At 61.8% G+C, this 21,375-nt stretch carries 17 protein-coding genes and 1 pseudogene; 5 read left to right on the forward strand and 13 right to left on the reverse strand.

Translation table 11 applies throughout. The features are described 5' to 3' along the window. Positions 1 to 13: 13 nt before the first annotated feature. Positions 14 to 1,849, forward strand: coding sequence for an O-linked N-acetylglucosamine transferase, SPINDLY family protein (locus tag AB7M25_RS06490; protein ID WP_454237088.1), 1,836 nt, complete (start codon positions 14 to 16; stop codon positions 1,847 to 1,849). Between the two features lie 161 nt (positions 1,850 to 2,010). Here AB7M25_RS06490 and AB7M25_RS06495 read toward each other — a convergent pair whose 3' ends face one another. The 7 genes from AB7M25_RS06495 to AB7M25_RS06525 form a co-directional block, all read right to left on the reverse strand. Next, positions 2,011 to 3,339: a TolC family outer membrane protein gene (locus AB7M25_RS06495; RefSeq protein WP_454237089.1), complete on the reverse strand. Its 1,329-nt coding sequence runs from the start codon at positions 3,337 to 3,339 to the stop codon at positions 2,011 to 2,013. Further along, positions 3,336 to 4,670: an HlyD family type I secretion periplasmic adaptor subunit gene (locus AB7M25_RS06500; RefSeq protein ID WP_429518970.1), complete on the reverse strand. Its 1,335-nt coding sequence runs from the start codon at positions 4,668 to 4,670 to the stop codon at positions 3,336 to 3,338. Before AB7M25_RS06500 ends, AB7M25_RS06495 begins: the two co-directional genes overlap by 4 nt. 7 nt (positions 4,671 to 4,677) lie before the next feature. Then, a complete protein-coding gene (locus tag AB7M25_RS06505) occupies positions 4,678 to 6,399 on the reverse strand; it encodes a type I secretion system permease/ATPase (protein WP_429389420.1) in 1,722 nt (573 codons plus the stop codon). Positions 6,400 to 6,721: 322 nt separating this feature from the next. Continuing rightward, positions 6,722 to 7,885, reverse strand: a complete 1,164-nt coding sequence (locus AB7M25_RS06510) for a DUF4350 domain-containing protein (protein ID WP_429389422.1) — start codon at positions 7,883 to 7,885, stop codon at positions 6,722 to 6,724. Further along, positions 7,882 to 9,426 carry a DUF4129 domain-containing protein gene (locus tag AB7M25_RS06515; RefSeq protein ID WP_454237090.1) on the reverse strand — a complete coding sequence of 515 codons (1,545 nt, stop codon included), beginning with the start codon at positions 9,424 to 9,426 and terminating at the stop codon, positions 7,882 to 7,884. The genes AB7M25_RS06510 and AB7M25_RS06515 overlap by 4 nt, the downstream gene beginning before the upstream one ends. Beyond that, positions 9,413 to 10,390, reverse strand: a complete 978-nt coding sequence (locus tag AB7M25_RS06520) for a stage II sporulation protein M (protein WP_454237091.1) — start codon at positions 10,388 to 10,390, stop codon at positions 9,413 to 9,415. The genes AB7M25_RS06515 and AB7M25_RS06520 overlap by 14 nt, the downstream gene beginning before the upstream one ends. After that, the gene (locus AB7M25_RS06525) at positions 10,387 to 11,112 is read right to left on the reverse strand and encodes an RDD family protein (protein ID WP_429518976.1); all 726 of its coding nucleotides are present in this window, start codon (positions 11,110 to 11,112) and stop codon (positions 10,387 to 10,389) included. Before AB7M25_RS06525 ends, AB7M25_RS06520 begins: the two co-directional genes overlap by 4 nt. Before the next feature lie 199 nt (positions 11,113 to 11,311). Here AB7M25_RS06525 and sbcB point away from each other — a divergent pair, with 199 nt between their 5' ends. Beyond that, entirely contained in the window at positions 11,312 to 12,742 is a 1,431-nt protein-coding gene (gene sbcB / locus AB7M25_RS06530) for an exodeoxyribonuclease I (protein WP_454237092.1), read from the forward strand. A gap of 99 nt (positions 12,743 to 12,841) precedes the next feature. Here the strand turns inward: sbcB and mvaT are convergent, their stop codons facing one another. Then, positions 12,842 to 13,219 (reverse strand): histone-like nucleoid-structuring protein MvaT, encoded by a 378-nt coding sequence (mvaT, locus tag AB7M25_RS06535; protein ID WP_007933316.1) that lies wholly within the window; start codon positions 13,217 to 13,219, stop codon positions 12,842 to 12,844. A 336-nt stretch (positions 13,220 to 13,555) separates the two neighbouring features. Between mvaT and purU the strand changes: the two genes are divergently transcribed. Both purU and AB7M25_RS06545 read left to right on the forward strand, forming a co-directional pair. After that, positions 13,556 to 14,404, forward strand: a complete 849-nt coding sequence (gene purU / locus AB7M25_RS06540; RefSeq protein WP_007977367.1) for a formyltetrahydrofolate deformylase — start codon at positions 13,556 to 13,558, stop codon at positions 14,402 to 14,404. A gap of 86 nt (positions 14,405 to 14,490) precedes the next feature. Beyond that, a complete protein-coding gene (locus AB7M25_RS06545) occupies positions 14,491 to 14,730 on the forward strand; it encodes a hypothetical protein (protein ID WP_429394413.1) in 240 nt (79 codons plus the stop codon). Here AB7M25_RS06545 and AB7M25_RS06550 read toward each other — a convergent pair. The 5 genes and pseudogenes from AB7M25_RS06550 to AB7M25_RS06570 form a co-directional block, all read right to left on the reverse strand. Continuing rightward, entirely contained in the window at positions 14,711 to 15,706 is a 996-nt protein-coding gene (locus tag AB7M25_RS06550) for a lysylphosphatidylglycerol synthase transmembrane domain-containing protein (protein WP_454237093.1), read from the reverse strand. The genes AB7M25_RS06545 and AB7M25_RS06550 overlap by 20 nt on opposite strands. Then, positions 15,703 to 16,479, reverse strand: a complete 777-nt coding sequence (locus AB7M25_RS06555; protein WP_429389434.1) for a DUF2334 domain-containing protein — start codon at positions 16,477 to 16,479, stop codon at positions 15,703 to 15,705. Before AB7M25_RS06555 ends, AB7M25_RS06550 begins: the two co-directional genes overlap by 4 nt. Continuing rightward, a complete protein-coding gene (locus tag AB7M25_RS06560) occupies positions 16,472 to 17,584 on the reverse strand; it encodes a glycosyltransferase family 4 protein (RefSeq protein WP_429518980.1) in 1,113 nt (370 codons plus the stop codon). The genes AB7M25_RS06555 and AB7M25_RS06560 overlap by 8 nt, the downstream gene beginning before the upstream one ends. 195 nt (positions 17,585 to 17,779) lie before the next feature. Continuing rightward, on the reverse strand, positions 17,780 to 18,544 hold the full coding sequence (locus tag AB7M25_RS06565; protein ID WP_428608872.1) for a methyl-accepting chemotaxis protein: 765 nt from the start codon (positions 18,542 to 18,544) through the stop codon (positions 17,780 to 17,782). A 93-nt stretch (positions 18,545 to 18,637) separates the two neighbouring features. Continuing rightward, positions 18,638 to 19,669 (reverse strand): annotated as a pseudogene (locus AB7M25_RS06570) (HAMP domain-containing protein); the annotation flags it as partial. A 188-nt stretch (positions 19,670 to 19,857) separates the two neighbouring features. Here AB7M25_RS06570 and AB7M25_RS06575 point away from each other — a divergent pair. Next, complete coding sequence (locus tag AB7M25_RS06575) at positions 19,858 to 21,336, forward strand: helicase HerA-like domain-containing protein (protein WP_429518982.1); 1,479 nt, start codon at positions 19,858 to 19,860, stop codon at positions 21,334 to 21,336. The last annotated feature ends 39 nt before the right edge of the window (positions 21,337 to 21,375 follow it).

Here is a 21,375-nt window from a genome sequence, read left to right on the forward strand (position 1 = left end):
GAACTTCGCGCAAATGCTTAGACAGAATCTTGAGAGCCCGAACCTCGATGTCGTGCTGGCCGCAGCCCTGCAGCTGGCCGAGGGTATCGCTCTGGAACCGATGAAGTTGCTCGAAACCGCAGACCGGCTCAATGGCGCGCAGCGCATTGCCGATGTCGCGGCGCTCTACCAGCGCTGGCTGCAGCACTGCCATTCGTCGGTCAATTACATTATCCAGTTCAACCTGGGGGCCACGCTGTCGCAACTGGGGCAGATCGAGGCCGCAGAGGCAGCCTATCGCGCCGCCATTGCCCAGAACCCGGAATTCGCCCAGGCGTGGTTCAACCTGGGGACGCTGCTGGAGCGTCAGAACAAACCGCAGGAGGCCCTGGCCATCTGGCAGTCGATGCTCGATGACCGCATGGTCGACGCCACGCAAAGCCGCGAGCTGTACCTGATGACCTGCAACAACCTGGGCCGCCTGTTCGAGGAAACCCGGCAGTTGCAGAAATCCGAAGCCATTCTGCGCACCAGCCTGGAAGCCGACCCGAATCAACCCAAGGTGATTCAGCACTGGGTGCACTTGCGCCAGAAACAATGCGTGTGGCCGGTCTATGAGCCGCCGGCAGGCTTGACCCGTGGCGACCTGCTCAAGGCGTCCTCGCCCCTGGCGCTGCTCGCCGGCAGCGATGACCCCGGCCTGCAACTGGCCGCCGCGGTGCACTTCGTCAAGGAGCGGGTCAATGTACGGGTACCCGCCCTGGCTTCGGCCCAGGGCTATGGCCACCAGAAGTTGCGCATCGGCTTCCTGTCTTCGGACTTCTGCCTGCATGCGGTGTCGTTGCTGACGGTGGAGCTGTTCGAGCTGATCGATCGGCAGCGCTTCGAGGTGTACGGTTTTTGCTGGAGCCGCGAAGACGGCTCGGCCCTGCGCGAGCGGGTCAGGCAGGCCATGGATCACTTCGTGCGCATCGACGCCATGGATGACGCCGCTGCCGCGCAATGCATCCGCAACCATGAGATCGACATCCTCATCGACCTGCACGGGCTGACGTCCGGGGCCCGTCCGGACATTCCGGCATACCGTCCGGCTGCGGTGCAGATGACCTACCTGGGCTTTCCCGGGTCGACCGGCCTGCCGGGCATCGATTATGTGATCGCCGATCGCTACCTGATCCCCGACAGCGAGAAGGCGTACTACAGTGAAACACCGCTGTACCTGGCGCAGATCTACCAGTGCAGCGACCGCCAGCGACCTGTTGCGGCGTTGCCGACCCGCGCCGAGTGCGGCTTGCCACAAGAGCGTTTCGTGTTTTGCTCGTTCAACAACAACTACAAGTTCAACGAAGAAGTGTTCGACTGCTGGATGCGTATTCTGCAGCGCGCCCCGGACAGTGTGTTGTGGCTGTTGGCCGACAACCAGTGGGCCCAGGAAAACCTCTGTGCCAGGGCCGAGGCGCATGGCGTGGATCCGGCACGCCTGCTGTTCGCCCCGCGGGTCGCACCGGCGCAATACCTGGCCCGCTACAGTGCCGCGGATCTGTTCCTCGACGCGTATCCGTTCAACGCCGGGACCACGGCCAACGATGCCCTGTGGATGGGCCTGCCGGTACTGACCCGCTCGGGACGTACTTTTGCCTCGCGCATGGCCGGCAGCCTGCTGACTGCGCTGGACCTGCCGGAGCTGATCACCACCTCGCTGGCCGAGTACGAAGAGCGTGCCGTCGAACTGGCGACCCGGGCGGACTTGTTGCCCGGCTTGCGTGAGCGTCTGCACCGGGGCCGCGAGCACTCGGCGCTGTTCGACACACCACGCTTCGTCAGGGATTTCGAGGACGCGATCAGCAGTGTGGCGCCGGGCCGGGTCTGATGCTGTCGCTGTCCTCTGTAGGAGCGAGCTCGCTCGCGATGGACTTGAGAGCGCCGCGTTCAGTCAGTAAACACGCGTTATCGTTTACGACCATCGCGAGCAAGCTCGCTCCTACAGTTAATCAGTCGATCGGTCGATCAGTTGGTCAGTTGATCAGTTGATCAGAACAACCCCTGGACCTTTTCCAGCTCGTTACGGGTCATCTGGCCGGTGCGGGTGTGCAGGTTGACATAGCTTTGCAGCATCGCCAGCTTGGTATCGAGCAGGTCACGCTTGGAGGAGAACAGGCGCTGTTGGGCGTCAAGGATGTCGACTGTCGAGCGCACGCCGGCCTCATAGCCTTTTTCCGCGGATTTCAGGGCGGTCTGGCTGGAGCGCACGGCCGTCACCAGGGCCTTGATCTTCTCAAAGCCCGCCACCACCCCCAGGTAGTTGAGCTCGAGGTCCTCGTTCATTTGCTGGAGCTGGACCTCATAGCCGGACCGGGCACTCTCCAGGGCAGCGCGGGCTTTTTCGGAAGAAGCGCTGACCCCGCCGCCCTGGTACAGCGGGATATCGATGACGACGCCCACGTAGTATGTCGACTGGCGCTGGGTCGTTTCGTTGAGGTCGCTCTGGCCGACCCGCGCCAGCCGGCCGCTCAGCGCCACGGTCGGGTAGTGCCCGGCCTTCTGCTGCTTGAGGTTGGCTTCGGCCACTTTGATCGAGGCACGGCTGACGCCCAGTGTAGACGCGGCCTGGTCGGCCTTGATCAGCCAATAGTCGAGGTCCTGCTCGGGGGCAAGCAAGGCGGCGGCCGGTGCCTGCTCCTGCATCTGCGGGATCTCGCTGACGGTAATCCCGGCGCGACCCGCCAGCTTGCGCAGGGCCGCACGATGCTGGGCCTGCAACTGGATTTCCTGGGCGCGGATCGAATCGAGCCGGGCTTGCGCTTCTTCAAGGTCGGTGATGCTGCCTTCACCGGCTTCGAACAGGCGCCGGGATTGCTTGGCCAGTTCTTCGACCGAGGCTTTCTGCTGGATCGTCAGCTTGAGTTCGTTTTCCACCTGGGCGAGATCGAAATAGGCCTGCACCACGCGATCGAACAGCTGCTGGTCGGCGCCTTCGTGCTGGACTTCGCCCAACTGCCCACGCGCCTTGGCCTGCTCGTAGGAGGCCCAGCGGCCTTTGTCGAACAGCGGCTGGATGACCGACAGGGCAATGCTGTCGGAAGCGTATTGGTCCTCCTGGCTATTGGCCCGGGACTGCTTTTCGAACTGGCCGCCCTGGCCGTAGCGTGAGTTGATGGCGACCTGCGGCAGCAAGCCGCTGCGGCCGATAGCCTCTTCCTGGCGCGATGCCTCGAAGTCATGGTTGGCCACCTGGTAGGTCGCATCGTTGAGTCGCGAGGCGTCGTAGAGGGCGACCAGTGACAACGGCGCTTCAGCCGCCAGCAGCCGGCACGAGCAGAACACGGAGAGTAGCAAGGCGATGCGTACGGACACGGTCATTCTTCCTTGAAAGCCCCGGCCATACGCTCGGTCACCGGCTGCATCAAGTAATTGGCAAGGGTGCGTTCGCCGGTCTTGACCAGTACTTCGGCCTGCATGCCTGGCTTGACATCCAGGCCCAGCTCGCGCAGATGGATGATCGCCTCGGGGCTGACCGAGACCTCCACCGAAAAGTAGGGCGAACCGGTGTGTTCGTCGATCAACTGGTCGGCCGATACCGTGAGCACCTTGCCGACGATCACCGGGGTGTGGACCCGTTGCAACGAACCGAAACGCAGATCGACCGGCAGCTCCGGCTTGAGCCGGTCGGCCATCATCGGCGGGAATTGCGCCTTGACCACCCAGCTTGAGCCTTGCGGGACGATGTCCATCAGGCGCTGGCCCGCGGGTGCGACGCCGCCGACGGTGTGCACGGTCATGCCCATTACCTGGCCGGCGACGGGCGCGACGATGGCGGCGCTGTTGACTTCGAATTCCAACGACTTGATCTGGTCGATCAGGCTCGAGGTCTGCGCCACGACCTGGGTCAATTGCGACTCGGCGTCGCTGCGAAAGACCTGCCCCTGTTGCAGCGCCTTGAGCTCGCTTTCATTGATCGCCTGGCGCGTACGGCCGATGTCGGAAACGCTCGAAGCCAATTGGGCGCCCAGTTGCGCCGCACTGCTTTCCGCTTCGAACAGCCGGTTGCGTGGCAGATAACCTTCACGGGCCAGTTCCCGCAGCCCCTTGAGCGCCTGCTCCTGGAATTGCAGCTGTACGGCGTGGTTGCGCTTGATCTCTTCGAAGCCCTGGAGCTGTTCTTTGAGCGAGGCTATTTCGTGCCGGCTGATTTGCATGCGGCTGGCCAGTTCGGCACGGCGGGTGGCGAACAGATAGCCTTGCAGCTCCATCGCCGCGACGGCGCGCGGGTCACTGGCACGGGCCAGCAATGCTGCGGACCACTGTACCGTGTCGCGGTTCAGGCGTTCGGCCGTCAGCCGATCCTCGACGGCGCGGGCGCCGAGCCACTGGCCCAGGGCGACATCCAGTTGCGACTTGGCCTGGACGGTATTGAGCTGCATCACCACTTGCCCCTGCTGCACCTGGTCGCCTTCACGGACCAGGATGTTGTCGATCGTGCCGCCATTGCGTGACTGCACGGTCTTGCGCTCGCCGGAAACCACCACTGTGCCGCTACCGACCACGCCGCGGTCAAGCGGCGCCAGGCAGGCCCAGAGCAGGAACCCGCCGAGGCTCAGGAGCAAAAACCACACGCCGATCCTGGCAATGCCCGCGGCATCCGCATCGGGCTTGTTCTCGGGGGTCGAAATGTCGTTCGAACTGGGTTGCATTGACGCCTCAGGCTTCTTGATTGCGGGGTTCGACGGCTTTTACCGGTGTCGCAGGCACCAGGGTCTTGAGCACCTGGTCACGCGGGCCGAACAGGGTTTGTACGCCGTCCTTGAGGAACAACAGTTTGTCGACCGCGCCGAGAATGCTCGGCCTGTGGGTGACCAGCACCACGGTGCAGCCTTCGGCCTTGAGCTTGCGCACGGCCTGCACCAGCGCCGCTTCACCGGCATCGTCGAGGTTGGAGTTGGGTTCGTCGAGCACCACCAGCGCCGGTTGGCCATACAACGCGCGGGCCAGGCCGATGCGCTGCTTCTGGCCGCCGGACAACCCCAGTCCGCCAGTCCCGAGCAAGGTGTCATAGCCTTTGGGGAAGTGCAGGATCATCTCGTTGATACCGGCCAGTTGGGCCGCGGCGATGACCTTGCCTGGGTCCACCTCGCCGAAGCGCGCGATGTTTTCGGCGATGCTGCCATCGAACAGCTCGATGTCCTGGGGCAGGTAACCCAGGTGCGGACCGAGGGCTGCACGCGACCACTGGCCGATCTCGGCGCTGTCCAGGCGTACCGAGCCCTGCCTGGCGGTCCAGATGCCGACCATGGCGCGTGCCAGGGAAGACTTGCCCGATGCGCTCGGACCGATGATCGCCAGTACTTCGCCCTTGGCCAGGCTGATGGTCACGCCGTTGACTGCGGGCTTATGCATGCCCGGCGGGGTGATCACCAGGCGGTCGATGCTCAGGGCCCCGGTCGGTGCCGGCAGGGGCATGCCTGGCGCGGCCTTGGGGAATTCGTTGAGCAGGCGGTTCAAGCGTTCGTAGCTGCTCTTGGCGTTCCCCATCTGCTTCCACGAACCGATCAGCGCTTCGGCCGGCGCCATGGCTCGTCCCAGCAATACCGACACGGCGATCATCACCCCGGCGGAAATCTGGTTCTCGATCACCAGGATGGCCCCCAGGCCAAGGGCCAGCGATTGCCAGGTCATGCGCACAAAGCGTGACAGCGCAGCGATCCGCGAGCTGCGGTCACTGGCCTCACCCTGCTCGGTAATGACCCGCTGCTGTACGTTGAACCAGCGCTGGCGCAAGGGCGCGAGCATGCCCATCGCCTGAATCACCTCGGCGTTCTGCAAGGTGCTGTTCACGTAGCTGGAAGACGCCACGGACAAACGGTTGGCTTCGCTCATGCTTTTGCGGGTGGTCAGTTCGTTCCAGACGCCCAGCCCGGCAAGGATCAGCGAGCCGATGACCGTGAACACCCCAAGCCAGGGATGGAACAGAAACGTTGCGATGACATAGATCGGCAGCCACGGCGCATCGAAGATGGCGATCAGCGCCGGACCGGTGACGAACTGCCGGATGCTGTTCAAATCGCTCAGCACCTGGGCCGGGTTGGCGCTGTGCTCCTTCAGGCTACGCTCGAACGCCGCATCGAATACCCGCTCGCCCAACTGAGTGTCCAGGCCGGCGCTCATCTTGATCATCACCTGGCCGCGCACCCACTCCAGCACACAGCCGAGGGCAAAGAACCCGAGCAGGATCAGGCTGAGCATCAACAGCGTGGTTTCATTGCGGCTGGTCAGGACGCGGTCGAAAACCTGCATCATGTAGATGGACGGGACCAGCATCAGCAGGTTGATCACCCCGCTGAACAGTGCCAACACGCCGAACAGTCGACGATAACGTAGCAGCGCGGCATCAATATCTCGCTGGGGATCTAGGAAGAATCGCATAAAGTCCGAAAGATGAAAAAAGCATTGGAAAAGACGACGGTTATGTTGATGCCCGGGGTGCATTGCGCGGCGGCGATGCTAGCACTTTGCCCCTAGTTAATGAACTGCTTGAAGCCAGTTGGCACCTCTATTCCATCGGCTTGAAGGAGGCGATCTTGAGTGGGTTTTCGATGGGCCGACGAGCAGTCACCCAGCCGGCTCGAAGCGGGCATGGACAAGCCCGCTTCATGCGCAGAGGAAGTCGCCTTTGGAGCGCGTCGAATCGCCCCGGATTCTCCAGGCACTTTGAAAAATCAATGCGTAACGCTTCCCAAGTACCCGTTCATAAAGCGTTCCTCAGGGATTGCAGGTGGGCGACCTGACGGCTGAATTCAACACTGGTAAGCCGGCGGTTCGGACGCGGGCTCATGGCCTGGCTGATAGCGCGTGTGGGTTGGCCGGTCAGGCGCGCGAGCACCAGCCATTGTTCGGCGACGGCGAGTTGTTCAAAGCCGGGATGGCGACGTCGCACGCGCCGCAGGATGTCCTGCTGCAAGGCTTGCAGCAGGCCGGCTTGACCGTTGCGGCGCAACAGGAAGTCGGCACTGGCGCGCAGGTGCTCCTGCAGTTGCCGGCGTGCTTTCGGTGCCGGTTCCAGCAACGGCCCCTGACGCACGCCAAAATGCCAGAAACCCAGGCCGATCAAGGCGAACAATGCGACCAGCGCCTGGGGGAAGTCACGCAGCAGCAAGGACGGCAGGCTGTCGTGATCGGTGTTGAAGATCAGCGTCACGCGGGTGTCGGCGGTCAGGTACCAGAGCAGCCAGGCGTTGTCGTACTGTTCGATGGCCGGGGTTTTCCACAGGTCGGCATCGGTGACCACGATGATCGAGCCGAGTCCGTAATCGAGTTGCATCATGTGCGTCGCCCTGGCGCTGTTGGCCCAGGCCTGGGCGAGGTTTTTCGGGTCTTCGAGGTGGAAGGCGGTATCGAAACCGGCATAGGCCGGGGCGTCTTCGTCTTCCAGATAGAGCTTGGTCAGTTGTGGGTAAGGATCGTCACCGACATCCGGTGGCGGCTCCTTGAGGTCTTTGCTCAAGGACTGGCGCAGTTGTACCCGGTCAAGCAGCAGGTCATTGCTGTGGCCGAGTTTTTCATCCCACAACGACTCGGCGACGAACAGCAGCCGCCCGCCGCCCCGGGTCCAGTTCATCACCTGGTCGATCTGCCGTGGCGTCATGTTGTAGCGGTCCCCGAGCAACAACAGGCTGTGTCGATGCGGATCGAGGCTGGGCAGGATGTCCAGGCTATCGGCGTGATCGACACTCAAGCCTTGCTGACGCAGGAACAGTTGCGCCGCCAGATAAGGGTTGGCTCTGGCTTCGGGAGAAGGGCCGTGGTCGATTTCGACCTGATAAGGGATCGCCTTGAAGTACAGATAAACACCCAGCGCCGCCACCAGCACGGCGAGCAGCGCAATGGCGATCGTCCCCCGGCGCCGACTCAATGGAGCGCTTCCGGGTCGAACAAAACGCGCCAGCCGTCACACAGTTCCTGTCGCACCTGTTCGGGGGGCAGGCGGTGACCGTAGGCCATGCCTTGCCAGTGCCCGGTCAGATTTTTGCTGTAGGCCAGCAAGGCCGGTTGCTGTAATCGCTCGATGCGCTGCAGCACCTGTCCTTCAGTGTCGGCGGCCTCGAGCGCGATGTTGAAATCGTGCGACAAGCGGCTGAGCAGGGCGCGATAGAGCAAGCCGAGGGCTTCGCGCGGATGGCTCTGCCAGAGGCTTTCGGCGCGGGCGGCAATGTCGGCGGGCAGGGACTCGGGCTTGAGGTCCAGGCCAAACGCCTGCTGCGGCAAGGGGCGCACGGCTTTGACGCCGAGGGGCGGTCGCCGGCTGACGAACGCCTGCACCCAGTCGCGATAGCGCCAGATCAACAGGCCGACAGCACCGATGACGATGCCCCACAGCGCGATTTCAATCAGGTTCGCCAAGGCTCTGAAGTGCTGTCCTTCAAACAGCTGCAACAGGGACTTCAGCCAATGCGGTGTCTGCCCGTCGCCCGACGCTTGCGCGCCCGGCGGGTCTTCGCTGAAGCGATAGCGTGTCACCGCTTCCCGGTTCTTGAAGGGCGGCTGTTCGAGGATCGTCTTGATGCCGTCCCTGGCGACCTGAGTGTTCAGGGGCTGGTCCAGCAGCCGTGGGCTGTCGGGTGAAATGGCCGGTTCGGCGGCCCACACGCTGTGTGCAGGAGACATCAGCGACATCACGGCGATCAACAGCACGCTGCTTGCGCTGATCAGACGCTGGCGCATCCGGCGGAACACCAGTTCGATATCCCAGGCCTCCAGCACGGTGCGCCGGTTCAAATAAAGGCTGAAACCGCAGGCGACATAGATCGGTTCCCAGACCATCAGCACCAGTACGTAAAACAGGTTGGTCAGGTGTTCCAGCCAGCGCCAGTCCTGGGTGGCCGCAGAGATCAGCGTCTGCCAGCTCCAGTCCAGCGCGACCTGTTGTGGCAACAGCAAATAGAACAGCACCATCAAGCCGATCCACAGCGCGCCTTCCAGGTGCGCGCCGATGATCGTCAGCCAGCGTGCGGCGCCGGCGTCCCGCTGCAACAGCACCTCTAAACGCTGCTGGCGCTGTTGTCCGTCGAGGCCTTCGAGTTGCGCCACCGGCATCACGAAACTGCGCTGCAGACTCAGGCGTCGCCAGGTCAGGCTGGCCAGCAATTGCCCTTTGAGCAGTCGCGGCCATTGCCGCAGGGCCTGCTTGAGCGTGGGTGTCTCGCCGAACATGGCTTTGGACAGGATGTACAAGGGCAGGCGGTCGAATGCCGGTTTCAACCACCAGAAAATCAACACGGCGAGAGAAGGCGAGTCCCAGAGCCCCCAACTGAGCAACGCGAACACCGGTAACGTGAGCAACGCCCAACTGGTCATCAGCAGGCGTCGGTGGCGCTGGCTCAGGAGCACGCCGAGGTCCATGGCCTCCCAGGTCGAGCGCGGGCGAATGACCACGCTGGCGTCATTCAGGCGCATGGCGGCGACGTCCGGCGAATACGAGATAAACCACCACCAACAACCAGAGTGCCGCGCCGACCAGGTATTTGGTCTGGTGCGACGCTCGAGTCATCGATGACCAGTAGGCTTCGATAAACGCCGCGATCAACAGGAACAGCATGACCCCGCAGATCAGCAGCACGCTCTTGCGCGCCGCCAATCGCAAGGACTCGGCGCGGGGCAGGCGCCCCGGGGCGACCAACGCCCAGCCCAGCTTCAGACCGGCGGCGCCTGCCAGAGCGATGGCGCTGAGTTCGAAAGCGCCATGGCCGATCACGAATGACCAGAAGGTCTGCCCGTAGCCGACGTAGGTCAGGTGCCCGGCCACCGCGCCAATCATCAGGCCGTTGTAGATCAGGAAGAACACGCTGCCCAGGCCGAACAGCAAACCGCTGGCGAAGGTCTGAAAGGCAATGCCGATGTTGTGCAAGATGTAGTAGCCGAACATCACCCAGTCTTCACTGGCGGCCCGTTCCGCCGTGCGCCCGAGGTGACCGGCAACGGGGTCGTACATGCTTTGCATTTCGCTGACCTGCTCGGCGGGGATCAGGTTGTAGATCAGGTCCGGAAACAGGTACACCAGCAACGCGAAACCGGCCAGGCTGACAAAGAACATCAGGCTGGCGGCGAGCACGAAACGCCACTGTTCGCGCACCAGGCGCGGGAAATCCGCGAGGATGAAAGCCAGCGCATGGGCCCCCAGGCGGCTGCGGTGACGGTAAAGCTGTTGATGCCCGCGCAGCACGTGTTGCTGTAACGAGTCGATCAGAAAACTGCTGTAGCCACGCTCCCGTGCCAGTGCCAGGTGTTGGCACAGGCGTCGGTAGTCCTTCGGGAAACTGCCGGCGTCGGTGGCCTTGCCGTCCCGTTCCAACTGCTCGAGCAGCCCGCAGAAACGGTCCCACTCGGCCTTGTGCCGACGTTCAAAAAGGCTTTGCTTCATGTCGGCCCCAACAAGCCGCGGGCGATGCCGTTGAGCTCGGTCACCGCCTGCGCGGCCGGGACCTGCAAGGGTTGGGCGAGAATGGCGGCCAGTTCATCGGCCCGCGCCCGGGAGAGTTCGCCCTGGCGCTCGGCAAACCCGAGGATGGCCCGTTGCTCGCTGAGCGTCAGGGCAAATGCCGTGCGGCGGGGCTGGGCTTGGGGGAGTTCGGGGCGGGTGTGCGAGTGTTCGCGGTAGATCACCAGGGTCCCGGCGGCGATATCGCCAAGGCGCTTGAAGTGGGGGTGTTGCAGGCAACTGATGGCCCCGAGGAAGTAACCGAAGGGCAACAGGTCGACCACGCGCAGCAGGTTGCGCAGCAGCGATGCGGACCAGCCGACCGGAGTACCATCGTCGTGCACCACCCGCAGTCCCATCCATTGCTTGCCCGGCGAGCGCCCCTGGTTGAGCACCTCGAACAGCACCATGTACCACCAGCTCACCCCGAACAGCAGGATCGACCCGAGTCCGGCGCCCAATTTGCCGAGCATCGCCAGCGCAATGAACAGCACGCCGAGGACCAGGCCGCGCAAAGCAAGATCGATGGCGAACGCCAGCGCACGCACCATCAACCCGGCCGGGCGCAGTGGCAGGTCGACGCCCTCCGGCGTTTCGACCTGGTACCGCGTATCCAGTGGCGGTGACAGCGGCGCATTCCGTGGCTGTGCTGTGGTCTCGAGCATGGGCAACCTGACGATGTGGCCTGGATCGGGATTGTGTATCCATTCGATGCTAGCAGCCTATTCGAGGGGCGGGGGCGCAGGGAAACGACATAACCATGTATTGCATGGTGAGCCGCGCAAGGTGCTTGAATGACAGACTACTGGCCGTGGCGGGAGGTGAACGCCTAGACTTTGCCGATCTTCAGTTCAGGAATCGCCCGTGACCTCCATCTTCTGGTACGACTACGAAACCACTGGCATCAATCCCCGTTGCGACCGTCCGTTGCAAATGGCCGGTCTGCGCACCGACTTCGATCTCAATGAAATCGACGAGCCGGTCAATCTTTACTGCCAGCCCAGTGACGACATCCTGCCGCACCCGGCCGCTTGTGCGATCACGGGAATCACGCCCGGGCAACTGCAGGCACAGGGTTTGAGCGAAGCCGATTTCATGACCCGGGTGCATGCCCAGCTCGCGGCACCGGGCACCTGTGGCGCGGGGTACAACACGCTGCGTTTCGATGACGAGATGACCCGCTACAGCCTGTACCGAAACTTTTTCGACCCTTATGCGCGGGAATGGCAGGGCGGCAACAGCCGCTGGGACCTGATCGATGTGGTGCGCGCCGCTTATGCCTTGCGCCCCGATGGCCTGCAATGGCCGACGGACGACGAAGGGCGGGTCACGCTCAAGCTCGAACGCCTGACTGCGGCCAACGGCATCGATCACGGCAATGCCCACGAGGCACTGTCGGACGTTCGCGCGACGATCGCCCTGGCGCGCCTCATTCGGGAAAAACAGCCAAAGCTCTACACCTGGCTGTTTCAACTGCGCAGCAAGCAAAAAGTCATGGACCAGATACGCCTGCTGCAACCGCTGGTGCATGTTTCCGGGCGCTTTTCGGCGGCGCGCAGCTATGTGGGGGTGGTGTTGCCGCTGGCCTGGCACCCGCGCAACAAGAACGCCCTGATTGTCTGTGACCTGCACCTCGACCCCCAGGGCCTGCTCGATCTGGATGCCGAAAGTTTGCGTCAGCGCTTGTATACCCGCCACGACGAACTGGCCGAGGGGGTGTTGCCGGTGCCGTTGAAGCTGATTCACATCAACAAGTGCCCGGTGGTGGCCCCGTTGTCGGTACTTCGCCAGGAGGATCAGCAGCGCCTGGGGCTGGACATGGCGCTGTATCAGCAGCGAGTGCTGCAGCTAAATGACGCGCGGAAAGTTTGGCAGGATAAGATCCTGGCGATTTATGCCCGCGAAGATTTTTCCCCGAGCCAGGATCCGGAGCAGCAGTTATATGATGGATTCATTGGTGATCGGGACCGGCGTTTGTGCGAGCAAGTCAGAACCGTTGACCCGATGCAGTTGGCACAAGAGCAGTGGCCTTTCGATGACGAACGCTTGCCTGAATTATTGTTTCGATATCGCGCACGCAACTTTCCCGATACGTTGAATGCCGAGGAGCAAGAGCGCTGGCGAATATTCTGTCAGAAACGTTTGTCAGAACCCGAGTGGGGGGCGCCAAATACCCTTGAAAGTTTTGTAGAAGCCGCGGCCCAGTTGAGTGTTAGTGCTACGCCGTTTCAGCAGGGGGTGCTCAGTGAGTGGCATGATTATGTCCAGGGACTGCGCCAGCGTTTGTGTCTTTGAAATCGAACATGCCAGGGCTTAAATACCCCGCAAAAAATAACGCCAGCATTTGCTGGCGTTATTTTTTGTCACGGATCCATCTGCGACAAGCTCTGAGGCTTAGCCCAGCAGGGTAGCCCAGCCTTCTACCACGTCGCCGCCCCACTTGGCTTTCCACTCTTTCAGAGTCTTGTGGTTGCCACCTTTGGTTTCGATGACTTCGCCGTTGTGCGGGTTTTTGTATTGTTTAACTTTGCGAGCACGCTTGGTGCCGGTAGTTTTCACTGCACCGCCGCGTGGTGCCTTGGTTTTCGACTCTGGATCCAACAGCGCGATGATGTCACGCAGGGACTTGGAGTATTCACCCATCAAGGTGCGCAGTTTGCCTTCGAATTCCAGCTCGGTTTGCAGTTTGTCGTCTTGGGACAGGTTCTTCAAACGGGCTTGCAGCTCTTTGATAGCTTCTTCGGTGGCGCGATATTCGTTGATCAAGGACATGGGAACTACCTTATGTTGTACGCTGGATGGCAGGTGACAGTGCGGCAATAATAGTCACGGTGTTTCATCAAGTAAACATTTAAGCCAACTTTATTTAATTTAGTTGCCGTGTCTTGGGCGCACATTGGTAATGCCGTTATTAGTGTGATCCAGGCCCGTCAGATATACATAATTTAACAAATGTCCGGCACCGCTAGAGCATCCGGACGAACCGGCACGGGTGTTGTCCGTCCAGCCGCACCGACCTTCCGGCAAGGCGAAACGTCAACAATACTGCAGTTTTGCTGCGCAATCGCTAGAATGGCGGCCTTTGCGAAGTTCTGGAGTTTCCCCCTCATGCGCACTTTTCGTCTGGTGATTTCTTGCCCGGACCGTGTTGGCATCGTTGCCAAAGTCAGTAACTTTCTGGCATCACACAACGGTTGGATCACTGAAGCGAGCCATCACTCGGACAATCTCAGTGGCTGGTTCTTCATGCGTCACGAAATCCGTGCCGACTCCCTGCCATTTGGTATCGAAGCGTTGCGCGAAGCCTTTGCCCCGATCGCCGAAGAGTTCTCGATGGACTGGCGTATCACCGATACCGAACAAAAGAAGCGTGTCGTGCTGATGGCCAGCCGCGAGTCGCACTGTCTGGCCGACTTGCTGCATCGTTGGCACAGCGATGAACTGGACTGCGAAATCTCCTGCGTGATTTCCAACCATGATGACTTGCGCAGCATGGTGGAGTGGCACGGCATTCCGTACTACCACGTCCCGGTCAATCCGCAGGACAAGCAGCCGGCTTTCGCCGAGGTGTCGCGCCTGGTCAAACAGCACGATGCCGAAGTGGTGGTGCTGGCCCGTTACATGCAAATCCTGCCGCCCGAGTTGTGCAGCGAATATGCGCACAAGGTGATCAACATTCACCACAGCTTCCTGCCGTCGTTCGTCGGTGCCAAGCCGTATCACCAGGCCTCCCTGCGTGGTGTGAAGCTGATCGGCGCGACTTGCCACTATGTGACCGAAGAGCTGGATGCCGGCCCGATCATCGAGCAGGACGTGGTGCGTGTCAGCCACAGCGACAGCATTGAAGACATGGTGCGTTTCGGCCGTGATGTCGAGAAGATGGTGCTGGCCCGCGGCCTGCGTTATCACCTGGAAGACCGGGTACTGGTGCACGGCAACAAAACCGTCGTCTTCTGACAGACGCACGACACGGTTGAAATCCGAAGGGCCTGGGCGTTCAATCGCTCCAGGCCCTTCGCCGTTTCTGCACCGAGGACATGACCATGGCCGATCCACTGGACAAAGCCACATCCAAGGCTCCCGCCACGCTGGGCGAGGGTTGCCTGAGCCGCTACGACCCGGATGACATGGGGCCTGAAACGGGGACGGAGTTTCCTGATGCCGCCCAATTGTGGGAGGAATTGAACGTAGGAGCCGGCTTGCCGGCGATAGAGCCCCAGGCTTGCAGTGATTTCCAGGGCCCTATCGCTGGCAAGCCAGCTCCTACGGATAGACATTCTTGATCAGTTTCTTGAGCAGCGGCCGCCCCAGCATCAGCAAAAACACCGGCCCACCGACCAGCAAGTAGAAGTAGTACGTCACCGCCCGCCAAATCAGAATCGCCGCGGCTGCCGTGGATTTCCCGACCATGGGTGCCAATAGCGCCGCCGACGTCAGCTCCGCCGCCCCGGCTCCGCCCGGCAGAAGGCTGAATTGCCCGGCGCTGAGGGCCAGCATCTGGATCAGAAAACTCCAGGCCCACTGCAAATCCGCGCCGAGCCCGCGCAATGCCAGATAGAGCACGCTGTAGCGCAGGAGCCAATGCACACAGGTCAGGACGAATACCTTGATCAAGGTCTGCACGGGCAATTTCAGCGTGTCGGTAAACGCCGCCAGAAACTGCAGGAGCTTGCGCGCCCAGCGCATTCGCGTGGCCGCCTTGACATTGGCTCGGGCGAGCCATCGACCGCTCAGGCGAATCAACGAGCGGTGATAGCGAGCGACCATGGCGCAGGTGATCAAGCCACCGAACAGCGAGACAGCGCTGACCATCAGCATCCATTCCATGCGCTGGCTGAGGTGCTGGAACAGGGCGTAAACAAGAATCCCGCTCAGGGCGCAGAGGAAAAACAGCAAGTCGCTCAGTTGGTCCATGGCAAACACGGCACTGCCCCTGGCCGGGCGCACGCCGTGACGCGCCAGCAACGCCATGATCGTCAGCGGCCCGCCGCTGCCACCGGGCGTGGCGCAGTAGGCAAATTCGGCGGCCATCACCACGCCCAGGCTCCTGAGTCGGCCCACCTTGTGGCATTGATCCCCCAGCAACAGGCGCAAACGCAGGGTGTTCACGCCCCAGCACAGCAGGATCATGCCGAACATGATCAACAGCCACGGCAGCGGAAAAGCGCTCAGCCGGGAGCCGATTTCGCTGCCGCCCAACAGCAGTGGAATCAGCACCGCTGCGAGCAGGCCGACGAGCAATAGCAGGGCGCGACTCATGCGGCACAGCCCATTCGGTTGTTTTGCAGTGCCAGCCACTGGGACTTGGTCATCGGAACGCGTCCATTATCGAGCAGGCGCTCAAGGGTTTGCAGCCAGTATCGGTGCGAGAACTCATGGCGCATGTCCACCGGGTGCAAGCCCAGGCGAATCACCGGGGCGTGCTGCCAGCGTTGTTCACGGCGGTCGCTGACGAGCTTCGATACACCCCGGCGCCAGGCACTGCGCGCACTCCAGACCAGCCCCGGCGCCTCGATCGCGGTGAAATCCGGTAAACGGTATAAATGCTGCGAGTCGCTGGTGTAACTCAACGGCAATTGGCGCAATGCCTGGCGAGTGCCCTGGCTCATCAGCCAGGCCGGGGCGACGAACCCTTCCAGCGGCCAGTCATGCCGGTGGAACATCTCGATGCCCGAATGCAGGCGCGCGAGGGCGTCTTCTTGTGACAAACGATAAAACTCGCCTTCGTGGGTGTAGACCCGACGCATGAACCAGTCGCGGGGATTGAGGGTCATCGGTCCTTCGTCGCTATGGAAATAGCCATGCAGTGCCAGTTCGTCGCCCCGGGCGACCCTGGCACTGAGCTGGCGGCAAAACGACGGATGGGCGTCCAGATTGTTGTGTTTGTGGTAATCCGGAACCACCAGCCAGGTGATCGGCACGCCCCCCAAGGCGTCGACGGCTTTGACGAACGGTTGGTAATCGGCCCAGGTGGGTGGTGCCACATCGTGCAGTACCAACAGTAAAGCGGGCCTGTTCATGGACTCAACCATTGGCTGTCAGCGAGCACTGGCTGCCGAGCACGGCGTGGTAGTGGCACAGCAAACTGGTGACCACCGTGTCCCAGGCGTAATGTCGTTCGACATGTAACCGCGCTTGACGGCCCAGCGCTACGCTGCCCGAGTCGAACAGTTCTCGAACAGCGGTGGCCATCGCGGCTGGATTGTTCGGCGCGCAGAGCCGGCCGCAGTCCTCGGTGACGATTTCCTCGAAAGCCCCGGCCGCCACGGCCACCACCGGAATACCGCTGGCCATGGCTTCGAGTATCACCAGACCGAAGGTTTCCTGATCGCCGGCGTGCAGCAATGCGTCGGCGCTGGCCATCAGGCGGGCCACCTGCGGCGCCGGGCAGAACTCGTCGATCACCGTCACATTGGACGGCACGGCCGTCGGCATCGATGAGCCAACCAGCAGAAGGTGATAGCGTCGGCCCAGGCGTTTCATGCAGTCGAGCAGCACTGGCAGGTTTTTTTCCTTGGAACCGCGCCCGGCGAAGATCAGCAGCCGGGTGTTGTCGTCCAGGCCCAACTCGGCCCGCAGCTCGGGGTCCCTGGCATCGGGATTGAAAGTTTGCAGGTCGACGCCCAGCGGTTGCACGAACACATTCCTGACCCCAAGCCCGGTGAGTTTGTCGGCCATGACCCGGCTGGGCGCCAGGACCCGGTCGAAGTTGCCGTAGAGTTTGCTGACATAGGCCTCGACGTTGTTGGTCACCCAGTTGCCCATGCGGTTGCTGACCAGCAGCGGCAGGTCCGAGTGGTAGAAGCCTATGACCGGTACATCGAGTTGCCGCCGTGCATCCAGCGCTGCCCATGCAGTGAGGTAGGGATCGCCGACCTCGATCAGGTCAGGTTGCAAAACCTGCAGGACATTGCGCCAGGGTGCCAGACGCAGCGGGAAGCGATAGCCTTTGCCGAAGGGCAGGGCAGGGGCCGGAACGGTGAAGACGCCATCCTGCTCGCTCAAGGACGATCCGGGGATCAGCAAACTGTGGCGAATGCCCGGCTTGATGCCCAGGCGACGGTGCTTTGCATCCAGATAAGTGCGCACGCCACCGCTGGCAGGGGCGTAGAACATGGTGATGTCAGCGATATGCACGATGAACGATCCTCCGGTCCCGGTATTCCCTTGGTTGACCTTTATGAAGGATAGATGTTCGGTTGGGGTTGTGCGGGTGGGATGTCAGCGGGGGGATGTATCGTTTGACAGGTCGCCTTCGCGGGCAAGCCCGCTCCCACAGGCGTCAAAATACCTGTAGGAGCCGGCTTGCCGGCGATGAGGCCAGATCAGGCGTTAGATCCGGAAACTGCCCACCAACTGCTTCAACCGCGCCGCCTGCTGCTCAAGGTCCGAGCACGCGCGCAATGTGGATTGCAGGTTTTCCACGCCTTCCTGGTTCAGCGTGTTGATCTCGGTGATGTCGACGTTGATCGACTCCACCACGGCGGTCTGTTCTTCGGTCGCGGTGGCCACCGACTGGTTCATGCCGTCGATTTCCCCGATACGCAAGGTCACGCTGTTCAGACGTTCGCCCGCGAGGTTGGCGATTTCCACACTGTCCTGGCTGTGGCGCTGACTGTCGCTCATGGTGCTCACCGATTCCCGGGCGCCGACTTGCAGCTCCTCGATCATGGTTTGCACCTGTTGCGCCGATTCCTGCGTGCGGTGTGCCAGGTTGCGCACCTCGTCCGCCACCACGGCAAAACCGCGACCGGCTTCACCGGCACGGGCGGCTTCGATCGCGGCATTGAGTGCCAGCAAGTTGGTTTGCTGGGAAATGCTGGTGATCACTTCGAGAATCTGCCCGATGTTCACGGTTTTGCTGTTCAGCGATTCGATGTTGGTGCTCGAGGCGCTGAGCATGCTCGACAGTTGATTCATCGCCACGATGCTGCGGTCCACCACTTGCTGGCCGTCTTCGGCCAGGCTGCGGGCATCGCTGGCCTGGCTCGAAGCCTGCGCCGCATTGCGGGCGATTTCCTGGGCGGCGGCGCCGAGCTGGTTAATGGCGGCCGCGACACTGCTGGTGCGCGAGGCTTGCTGGTCGGAGTTGAACATCGACGAGTTGGAGGCCGCGACCACGCGCAACGCCACTTCGTTGACTTGCCCGGTGGCCGAGGACACTTCGCGGATCGAGCCGTGAATGCGCTCGACGAAACGGTTGAACGCGGTGCCGAGGGTGCCGAATTCGTCATTGTTCTGGATGGTCAGGCGTTTGGTCAGATCACCTTCGCCGTCGGCGATGTCGGCCATGGCGCGGGTCATGACGTGCAACGGCTGGATCAGGATGCGAATCAACATGCCGAGCAGGGCGATGATGATGGCCACGGCAATGATGGTTGCAACCACAGCCGAGGTGCGGAACTCGCTGAGCATCGAGTAGGCTTTTTCCTTGTCGACTGACAGACCGATGTACCAGTTGACCGAAGGCAAGCCCTTGATCGGGGTAAAGCTGACGATGCGGGTCTTGCCGTCGACGTCCACTTCGCTGAAGCCGTTGCCGATGCGCGGGGTATCTTTCGGATACGCCTCGCTCAGTGACTTCATCACCAGCGCTTTGTCCGGGTGAACCAGGATCTTGCCGTCGGCGCTGACCAGAAACGCGTAGCCCATGCCATCAAAGTCGCGGGCGCTGAGGGTCGCGATCAGGGTTTGCAGGCTCAGGTCGCCACCCACCACACCGACACTCTGTCCGGCTTTTTTCGAAGCCGTGGCCATCGAGATGATCAGTTGACCGGTTGCCGCATCGATGTAGGGTTCGGTCAGGGTCGGCGTGCCGCTGTTTTCGGCGCCTTTGTACCAGGGGCGAACACGCGGATCGAAACCGTCCGGCATTTTCGCGTCCGGACGAATGGTGAAGTGCCCGGTGGCATCACCCAGGTAGGACGCCATGAAGGTCGACGTCAGGGTTTTCTGCTCAAGCAGGCTGGCGACATTGGCTTGTTCGGGGTTGATGGCGATGTTTTGCGAGAGGTTCTCGATCAGCAAAATACGCCCGGCCAGCCAGGTCTGGATGTTGTTGGCGGTGACGTCACCCATCTCGTTGAGATAGTTGTTGAGGTCCTCGCGGATGGCATTGCGCTGCAAATAGTCGTTGTACAGCGTGAACGAGGCGAAGGCGGCAATAACAATGAGGGCGGCGGCAAGCAGGATTTTATGGCTGAAACGCAGATTTTTGTTCATGGCTTGGGGTTCCGCTAAGGTCTTAATGTCCAGTGCGTGCTTTTATAAAGGGACGCACGACGGGCAAGGTTGAAAGCAATTGAATTTTCCGACTCTCCTTAGGGAAATTTCCTACCAGATCGTGTCTGACTGCTTTGTCGTTATCTCTATCGGCCGTGTAGGACCAAAGATTAATCATGGGTGACCAAATGCCTGACTCACTGCAACTCGTTATCGGCGCCGACCTCAAGGGGCAGCCGATTGCCCAGGCCATGCGCCTGGCCAATCGCCACGGTTTGATCGCGGGCGCGACCGGCACCGGAAAAACCGTGACGTTGCAACGAATGGCCGAAGCTTTCAGCGATGCCGGCGTGGCGGTGTTCGCCGCCGACATCAAGGGTGACCTGTGCGGCCTTGGCGCCGCGGGCAACCCCCAGGGCAAGGTCGCCGAGCGGATTGCCGGTATGCCGTGGCTCAACCACAAGCCTCAGGCTTATCCGGTGACGTTGTGGGACGTACAGGGTCAGTCCGGTCATCCTTTACGCACAACCTTGAGTGAAATGGGGCCGCTGCTGTTGGGCAGCCTGCTGGAACTGACCGACAGTCAGCAGTCGGCGCTGTACGCGGCGTTCAAGGTCGCGGACCGCGAAGGCCTGTTGTTGCTCGATCTCAAGGATCTGAAGGCGCTCCTCAATCATCTGCGGGACAACCCCGAGTTGCTGGGCGACGATGCGGCTCTGATGACCACCGGCTCCAGCCAGGCGCTGCTGCGACGTCTGGCGACCCTGGAGCAACAGGGCGCCGAAGCCTTGTTCGGCGAACCGGCGCTGCAACTCGAAGACATTCTCCAACCCACGGCCGATGGCCGCGGGCGCATCCATTTGCTGGATGCCAGCCGTCTGGTGCATGAAGCGCCGAAAGTCTATGCGACGTTCCTGCTGTGGCTGCTGGCCGAACTGTTCGAGCAACTGCCGGAGCGTGGCGATGCCGACAAACCCTTGCTGGCGCTGTTCTTCGACGAGGCCCACTTGTTGTTCAACGGCACGCCCCAGGCATTGCGTGATCGCCTGGAACAAGTCGTGAGGTTGATTCGTTCAAAAGGCGTGGGTGTGTATTTCGTCACCCAGTCGCCAGGTGACCTGCCGGATGATGTGCTGGCTCAGTTGGGCTTGCGCATCCAGCACGGTCTGCGTGCGTTTACCGCCAAGGAGCAAAAGTCCCTGCGCGCCGTGGCCGAAGGTTTCCGGCCGAATCCGGCGTTCGATACGTTGTCGGTGTTGACCGAACTCGGGATCGGCGAAGCACTGGTCGGCACGCTGCAGGAAAAAGGCACCCCGGAAATGGTGCAGCGGGTGCTGGTCGCGCCGCCGCAATCGCGGATCGGGCCTTTGACCGGTGCCGAGCGTACGGCGCTGATGGCCGGTTCGCCGTTGCAGGGGCGTTATGACAAGCCGATTGACCGCGAATCAGCCTATGAAGTGCTGATGGGGCGCAAGGGCCTGGCGCCAGAGCCCGAGGCGGAGCAGGGCAAACAGGAACCGAGTTTCACCGAGCAGGCCGGGGAATTCCTCGGTACGGCAGCAGGCAAGGCGCTTAAATCGGCGATGCAACAGGCGGCGAACCAGCTTGGCCGACAGTTGGTGCGCGGCTTGATGGGCTCATTGCTGGGCGGCAGCAAACGCCGTTGAATCCATCTTAAGTGGGCATAGTCAATGTGGGAGCGGGCT

Source organism: Pseudomonas sp. AP3_22 TE3818 (assembly GCF_053628995.1).

Coding starts and splice junctions, on each gene's coding strand:
- AB7M25_RS06490 (WP_454237088.1), top strand. CDS start 14: ATGCTTAGACAGAATCTTGAGAGCCCGAACCTCGATGTCGTGCTGGCC.
- AB7M25_RS06495 (WP_454237089.1), bottom strand. CDS start 3,339: ATGACCGTGTCCGTACGCATCGCCTTGCTACTCTCCGTGTTCTGCTCG.
- AB7M25_RS06500 (WP_429518970.1), bottom strand. CDS start 4,670: ATGCAACCCAGTTCGAACGACATTTCGACCCCCGAGAACAAGCCCGAT.
- AB7M25_RS06505 (WP_429389420.1), bottom strand. CDS start 6,399: ATGCGATTCTTCCTAGATCCCCAGCGAGATATTGATGCCGCGCTGCTA.
- AB7M25_RS06515 (WP_454237090.1), bottom strand. CDS start 9,426: ATGCGCCTGAATGACGCCAGCGTGGTCATTCGCCCGCGCTCGACCTGG.
- AB7M25_RS06520 (WP_454237091.1), bottom strand. CDS start 10,390: ATGAAGCAAAGCCTTTTTGAACGTCGGCACAAGGCCGAGTGGGACCGT.
- AB7M25_RS06525 (WP_429518976.1), bottom strand. CDS start 11,112: ATGCTCGAGACCACAGCACAGCCACGGAATGCGCCGCTGTCACCGCCA.
- mvaT (WP_007933316.1), bottom strand. CDS start 13,219: ATGTCCTTGATCAACGAATATCGCGCCACCGAAGAAGCTATCAAAGAG.
- purU (WP_007977367.1), top strand. CDS start 13,556: ATGCGCACTTTTCGTCTGGTGATTTCTTGCCCGGACCGTGTTGGCATC.
- AB7M25_RS06545 (WP_429394413.1), top strand. CDS start 14,491: ATGGCCGATCCACTGGACAAAGCCACATCCAAGGCTCCCGCCACGCTG.
- AB7M25_RS06550 (WP_454237093.1), bottom strand. CDS start 15,706: ATGAGTCGCGCCCTGCTATTGCTCGTCGGCCTGCTCGCAGCGGTGCTG.
- AB7M25_RS06555 (WP_429389434.1), bottom strand. CDS start 16,479: ATGGTTGAGTCCATGAACAGGCCCGCTTTACTGTTGGTACTGCACGAT.
- AB7M25_RS06565 (WP_428608872.1), bottom strand. CDS start 18,544: ATGTTCAACTCCGACCAGCAAGCCTCGCGCACCAGCAGTGTCGCGGCC.
- AB7M25_RS06575 (WP_429518982.1), top strand. CDS start 19,858: ATGCCTGACTCACTGCAACTCGTTATCGGCGCCGACCTCAAGGGGCAG.